6 protein-coding genes are annotated in these 7,165 nt (G+C 35.5%); 3 read left to right on the plus strand and 3 right to left on the minus strand.

Annotated elements, in window-relative coordinates:
* The coding region (locus CCY97_RS07960; RefSeq protein ID WP_146744535.1) for a radical SAM protein at positions 1-509 on the minus strand (509 nt) is incomplete at its 3' end.
* 9 nt (positions 510-518) lie between these two features.
* Positions 519-1,667 carry a Gfo/Idh/MocA family oxidoreductase gene (locus CCY97_RS07965; protein WP_112064939.1) on the minus strand — a complete coding sequence of 383 codons (1,149 nt, stop codon included), beginning with the start codon at positions 1,665-1,667 and terminating at the stop codon, positions 519-521.
* Positions 1,668-1,896: 229 nt separating this feature from the next.
* Here CCY97_RS07965 and CCY97_RS07970 point away from each other — a divergent pair, with 229 nt between their 5' ends.
* Positions 1,897-2,655 carry an acetyltransferase gene (locus CCY97_RS07970; protein ID WP_112064940.1) on the plus strand — a complete coding sequence of 253 codons (759 nt, stop codon included), beginning with the start codon at positions 1,897-1,899 and terminating at the stop codon, positions 2,653-2,655.
* On the plus strand, positions 2,652-3,362 hold the full coding sequence (locus tag CCY97_RS07975; RefSeq protein ID WP_112064941.1) for a dTDP-4-amino-4,6-dideoxyglucose formyltransferase: 711 nt from the start codon (positions 2,652-2,654) through the stop codon (positions 3,360-3,362). Before CCY97_RS07970 ends, CCY97_RS07975 begins: the two co-directional genes overlap by 4 nt.
* 113 nt (positions 3,363-3,475) lie before the next feature.
* Here CCY97_RS07975 and CCY97_RS07980 read toward each other — a convergent pair whose 3' ends face one another.
* Positions 3,476-4,759 (minus strand): citrate synthase, encoded by a 1,284-nt coding sequence (locus CCY97_RS07980; RefSeq protein WP_112064942.1) that lies wholly within the window; start codon positions 4,757-4,759, stop codon positions 3,476-3,478.
* Between the two features lie 276 nt (positions 4,760-5,035).
* Here CCY97_RS07980 and CCY97_RS07985 point away from each other — a divergent pair.
* Positions 5,036-7,165: hypothetical protein (locus CCY97_RS07985; protein ID WP_146744536.1), on the plus strand; the 2,130-nt coding region annotated here is incomplete at its 3' end.

The raw sequence follows: 7,165 nt of genomic DNA on the forward strand, positions 1-7,165 counted from the left end.
CTGTGGAGATACTTAATATTTTCAACTATGTCTTGAAAAGATACATGTCGATTAGAAAACGTCTTATAGTTTCCATCATTTAAACCATATATTGAAAAATGGATTTGATCTAATTTTGAATCTACTATTTTCTCACTAAGTGTTTTGCTTAATAAAGATGCATTTGAAGTAGTTGCCACACGATCACAAACATTTGCATTTTTTATACATTTCACCATATCTATAAAGTACTTATTAAGTAGTGGCTCACCAAATCCATGTAAATGGACCATCTTAATTTTCTCTTCAAAATCACCTAACTGATCTACTATATTTTCAAATGTATCCATAGACATTTTTCCAATGCGTGTTTCTTTTTTAAATAATGGATTTGCTTGGAAGCAAAAAGCACAAGAAAAATTACAAACGCTACTAGGATCTATATACATTGTCAATGGAGTATTTAATGGCAATAAATCAATCAATGGCTTTCGATTTTTGCTTGTTGGAGCTTGATATTGTGCTTTCATACACTTTCCTTATATATTTAAATTGATCTCTTTATGAGATTTCACAGATTTCTCAACACCTTCAAAAAAATTGAGTTCATCTATGGCATTGCTCACACCAAATACATACTGAGATTCTTGGCCTAATAAATAATCAGCAACATCTACATAATAATTTGCAAATGCTTCTATGAATCCTGATGGATGTCCGGGTTTAAAACGAGAATATCTAGGGAGGTTGGCTACTAAAAGACCTGGAGAAGCTCTATCTTTATGCATTCTTTCGCCATTTGCTAGATTTATTTTTAGGATTTCTGGTTCACTTTGTACCCACTCTGCACTTTTTTTATCCCCGAATATACGAATATTTAAGCCATTCCTATATCCAAGTGCACTTTTAGAATACCACATAGAGACATTTATATTTTTGGTATCTTGACTAAATAGACTATCCCATCGGAGTAAAATATTTACATCATCTATCACATCAAATGTTCCATAAGAACCATTTATGGCATATATACTTTTTGGCGCACCTTTGGTCAAGAATGCTACAAGATTATAGATATGCACTCCTAAGTCTAAAGATATTATAGGTATCTCCAAATCCTGTGTCCTCCAAACTTGTGGCACAGGCACTCTGCCATTATTTTGTTTAATATAGCCCTCTTGTGGCATTTCTATTTGTATATGTGTAATCTTTCCAAGATCACCATGCTCAATCATTGCCTGAAGTTCTCTCAACATACAATAACCAGTATAGTTATAAGTAATCACAAGCTTCTGACCACTATTATTCAAAGATGATAGTATTTCCAAAACTTCTTTCGTGTTGAGACACAAGGTTTTTTCGCATATTACATCATATTGAGCATTTAACACATCTATGACAATTTGTTTGTGCGAGATTGTAGGAGTCAAAACAACAATTGCATCTAATTTATTTTGTTCTTTTTTTAACATTTCTTTGTAGTCTTTATAGATCCTACATTTATTATTAAGCCAAACATTTGCAGTTTGCTTGCTCTTTTTATAATCTCTGCTAAACACCCCTGCCTCTAATATAAATCTATGATCCATTTGCGATGCAATAAAATGAGTGTAACCTATAGCGGAATCTATCCCTCCGCCTATAAACCCAAGCTTAAGGATTTTCACTGATATACCCACCAATTTCACTCACATTTTCTCCTTAAAAACTTATGAAAATGCATTATTTTCATAACTAACACACAATCCCTAAGTACCTTGAAATAGGGATTCTATAAATTGGATAGCAGCTTTAAGAATAAATTTAAAATTAGTTTGGATACACTTATGTTTCTATTTTAGGACTTTTGGCGACATATTAAACTTATGAAAATAATGCACTTTCATAACTAAACTTTTACAAAAAAAGGATTTAGTAGTGTTTCTAGCAATATATGGCATGGGTGGGCTTGGCAGAGAAACACTAGATTTGGCTTATTACATCAATTCTAAAACGCATAAATATGAGAGAATTATTTTCATAGATGACTTCACGGACATTAAATCTTATCAATATTTAACGGATTCTATCGAGGTACTTTCTTATTCGAAATTCCATAAACAATACAAGGAAAATGTAGAGATCACTATCGCCCAAGGAATGCCAAAGTATAGACAAGACATATACAAATCTATTGCTCAGTGCTACCCTCTAGCTTCTCTTATCCATCCAAATGCAACCATCAGTCCGAGTGCAAAAATATCTCATGGAGCAATAGTATTCCAATACGCTACAATCTCCACTAATACGATATTAGGAAAAAACATTCTGGTATTACCAAATGCCAATATTACCCATGATTGTATGATAGGTTCTCATAGTGTTCTGTCTTATGGTACGACAATTTGTGGCAATGTCGTATTAGGGGAAAGTGTCTATATCGCTCCTCATTCGGTAATACGAGAGAGAATCCAAATCGGCGGTAATGCCATAATAGGAATGGGAAGCGTCGTGTTGAGAAATATAGAGAAAAATCAGGTTGCCTATGGTAATCCTGCAAAAATCCAACACAATCCAATAAAAACTCTTTTTAGACATCAAGACAAATGGGGGGGGGGATACAATAACCAAATAACTACAATCCCATCCCTATATCTCCACAGCACCTACTACACATCTCACAAAGATATCGTATGAATCAAAAAGTATTCGTATACTGCGATAATCTTAGAGTATTTGATGCGGTATTAGATATTTTCAAGCAAACCGACATTGACATATCATACTTTTGCGCACCAAAATTCTCATATTTGTTTAGCACATACCCATTTGTCACGCCGTTAGATATAAAGGAAAATATCGAAATTCTATGTAGATATGATCTCGGATTCTCTCTTCACTCCACACAAATATTCCCTTCTAAGCTTATAGATTCAGTGAAATGTATCAATCTGCATCCAGGATACAACCCCTACAATAAAGGTATTTTTCCTCATGTATTTTCACTTCTAAACAACCTACCAGCAGGCGTAACGCTTCATATGATGTCTAATGAAATTGACAATGGAGACATTATCGATCAAGTAGAAATACCTATTTATACAGATGATACTTCAAAGACTCTCTATGAGAGAATCTTAAAAACAGAAATAGAGTTATTTAGCAAAAATCTCAACATGATTTTAAAAAATTCTTACAATACGACAAAGACAACAATACGAGGAAACTACAATTCAAAAAGCGACTACAAAAAGATATGTCATATAGATTTAGATGAAATACTATCTATGAGAGATGCGATAAATCGATTTCGTGCTCTTACACACCCTCCACATAAAAATGCATACTTTTTAGATAGCAATGGCGAGAAAATATATATAGAAATTACACTCACAAAAGATTAAGAAACGTTTTGGATTGCCTAATAGGCAATTATTTGTAGAGTGGATTGAAGTTTGGAAATAAATCTATTGCAGTTAATCAGTCAAGGGCTACAACTTGACTGACATTAATATAGCTATTTGCCTATATACACTTGTCTTGGTCTTGTGATTCTTGTGGTTGGGTCTTTAATATGTTCTATGACCTGCGCACACCAGCCTGGCATCCTACCGATAACAAAGATTGGGGTGAAAAGCGAAACTGGAATCTTCAATGCAGTCAAAATAATCCCACTATAAAAATCCACATTAGGATACAATCCACGCTCTTTAAAGTAGTCATCACTTAATGCTACCTCCTCAAGCTTTTCTGCTATATCACTCAAGCGATGATCCATCTTGATTCCCTTTTTGTCTAGTTCGTTTTTGAGTGCTTTGATTGTTTTAGCACGTGGATCATAGCTCTTATACACACGATGTCCAAAGCCCATAAGCCTGAAAGGATCGTTTTTGTCTTTGGCACGCTCTATAAACTTTGCTACATTATTGACATTGCCAATCTCATTGAGCTGCACAAGTACCTTCTCATTTGCCCCACCATGTGCTGCACCCCACAGTGCATTGATTCCAGCTGAGATCGCTGCATAAGGATGTGCACCTGTAGAGGCAACATTGCGCACTGTCGTGGTAGAAGCATTCTGCCCATGATCAGCATGGAGTGTGAATATCTTATCCATTGCCTCAACTTCAAGTGGGGTAATCTCTATTTCTCCTTGTAATCCATGCTTAAGCCTTCCATGCGGATAAGCACGTAGCATATAAAGGAAATTTTCCACATACGATCGATTGACATCCGGATAGATAAACGGCGCCCCCACACTATTACGATAAGAAAATGCTACGAGTGTAGGAATTTTAGCGATGATTCGACTTGCCATCACATGATAGTCATCGCTTTCCTCGCTATCTTTATAATTCACGTAAAAAGTCGATAGTGCAGCCACTGCCGAGCTAAGATTTGCCATAGGATGCGCATTATCAGGAAATGCACCAAAAATGTTGATAAGTCCTTCGTGCAAAAAGCTTCTATGACGAAGCTCAATATCAAATTCTTTCGATTCTTCGATGTTTTTTGGCAGAGAATCTGTAATAAGTAATTTACATACATCAGTAAAACAATACTTTTGCACGATCTCTTCTATCGGCACGCCTTTATACAGCAGCACACCATTTTTGCCATCGATATAGCTTATCGTGCTTTTGCACCCAGCTGTACTACTGTAGCCCGGGTCATAGCTAAAGATGTTTGTACGTTCAAACAACTTTGAAAAATCCACGGCTTGCGGTCCTCTAGCGCATTCTATAAGTTCAAACTCAAAACTTTCTTTGGTTTGATTGTTTGTTAGAGTTATGGTTCCCATTTCATCCTCCTGTAAGTTTAAATTTCAGAATGCCCCTAGAGTTTTGCATAGTTTTATTAATACATAGTTAAAAATTCTTTAACCTTTATTGCAAGACATACCCTACACCAACTTCTCTCCTATGATATACAGAGATTCTGATTTTCGTGTTTTTACCTAGTTCGTTACGAAACGTTTATATATAAAACTAAGTATATTTTTGTTTTTCTCATTATTAACCAAATTAATACGTTAATACGAAAGTTCAGCGCTCAATTTTTGATAAAGGAATAACTTATGAGAAATACAACAACATATTCACCTAAGTTTGTCTCAACCATAGCAGCTTTGTCTCTTTGTCTCTCAAGTGCAGTAGCTCATCATGAAGATAATAATTGGGAGATTAGCGGAAATAACAGCAATCACAGTGGAAGTGGAAGTAGTGGTAGCGGTACTACTACAATTAGCAATCTTGAATCTGGTAGCATCACTACTAAAAGTGATGCTACTGGCACTATAAGCTCACTTATTATAGAAGGAAAAACAAACAACGATAACAAGCCAATCCTAGAAGTGGGTAATGGTAATAATAAAAGTATTGTCAATGTTCCTACGATAACAATAAAAGAAGGAGCTACTCTTAATAGAACGATTCAAAATGGAAGTCAAGGATGGAACATAATCTTTCGTGGTGGCTCTACAATAGGCAGCTTTGAAAATAAAGGAACAATAAGCTCAGGCAAGAAGGCAGGTACAGTCTATCTCCTTACAGATGGGAATAATAATGGTGGCCAAACTGTTGTGAGAAATTTCACTAACAATGGGACTATAAAAGCTATAGAATCAGAAGATGTCAATGCTGCTTTGAGACTCCAAGGTGCTAAGATTGAGACATTTAAAAATGAAAAGGGTGGGCTTATTTCAGCGACTGGAGGTGCGGTTGCAATACAGATTGAAAGAAATGGAAATAATGGAACTGGCTATGATGGAAGTATTGAAACTTTTATCAATGAGGGAACGATTTCAGCAGGAGAACGGGCTGTATCCTTGGCTCATGCTACTATCACAAGCTTTGATAATCAAGGAACTATCAAAAGCGAAAAAGTTGGAATTGCTATAGGCAGTCAAAATACCACTATCACCCATCTCAAGAATTCTGGAGTCATAGAAATAAATGGCGATGGCGCAGGTATTGCGCTTAGACAGCTCAATACTGAGCAGCAAAAAGAATCTAAACCAATATACGACACTATAGAAAACACAAACACAGGCATTATCACAGGTGGAGACTATGGCATCTTCATAGAAGGTGGGACTATCACCCATCTCAAGAATTCTGGAACCATAGAAGGCAAGAAAGATGGCATAGCATTCTTTAATGCTGGAGGTAAATTACACACAACTATAACCAATCTAGAAATAGAGAAAGGAATAATCAGAGGTAAAGAAAATGGAATAAATATAAGCAAAATTAATGGAAACAATGATCAGACAGTAGTTGGAAACCTAAAGATAGCAAAAGGTGCTACAGTAGAAGGAATAAATGGCAGTGGTTTGGTACTAGGTAAAGATAATAAAAACGGACAAAAGGACATTTACAAACTCACAGGTAAGATTGAAGTAAATGGCACTTTGAAAGGTAATACTGCCGGGATTATAAATGAAGGCCAATTAGGCTCAAGTGCAAATCAAGATGTAATTGTAATAGGTAGTAATGGCAAAATAGAAGGTGGCATAGTAAATAGTAGTAATGGTCGTAAGGGTCGTAATGGTGGCAGCATAAGTGGTAATATCGTTAATAATTCAAACAGTGATCTTCGTATTACAAATAATGACAAAGCTAGCTTTAAAGGCAATATCACAAATAATGGGAATGGAACTTTAGCAATTGATAATCAAGGAAAAACAGGCAATAACACTGTAATCAAAAACAATGGCTCTGGTGAGATAAAGATAAAAGATTGGAAGTTAGAGAATCAAGATGGTAATGGCAATCTGAAAACAGTCCAATTTGAAGGTAATGGCAATATAACTTTAGAGAAACTCACAATAAGTGAAGGTAATACAGATATCACCAAAGTAGCAAATGCTATACAAGGAAGTAAGAAAGCAGAAGCAGTAGCACATACACAAGTACAAACAAATGGTGGCAATGGTGCAGTAACTATAACAGGTGATCTTTTAAGAGGTCTTGTTGCTAATATAGATGGTTCTAAGACAGCAGCAGCTGCATTGAACAGAACACTTATAGCTACAGCTACTGCAAGAGCTACATTCTTAGATACTGTTATGGGGAATGCATTGAATACTCTTTCTTTTTTGCATCATAGAGCAAGTTCTTCTTTGGGAAGTTATAAGAATGCAAACTTGTATGCAAATGCTACTACTGTAAGAAATGATCTGTTGTCTCAGAGTTCTAGTTATGCA

The sequence above is a fragment of the Helicobacter sp. 10-6591 genome, assembly GCF_003288805.1.
In the GTDB taxonomy this organism is placed as follows: domain Bacteria; phylum Campylobacterota; class Campylobacteria; order Campylobacterales; family Helicobacteraceae; genus Helicobacter_F.

Excerpts from the sequence above, each read along its gene's own strand:
- CCY97_RS07975 (WP_112064941.1), top strand. The coding sequence starts at position 2,652 with ATGAATCAAAAAGTATTCGTATACTGCGATAATCTTAGAGTATTTGAT.
- CCY97_RS07980 (WP_112064942.1), bottom strand. The coding sequence starts at position 4,759 with ATGGGAACCATAACTCTAACAAACAATCAAACCAAAGAAAGTTTTGAG.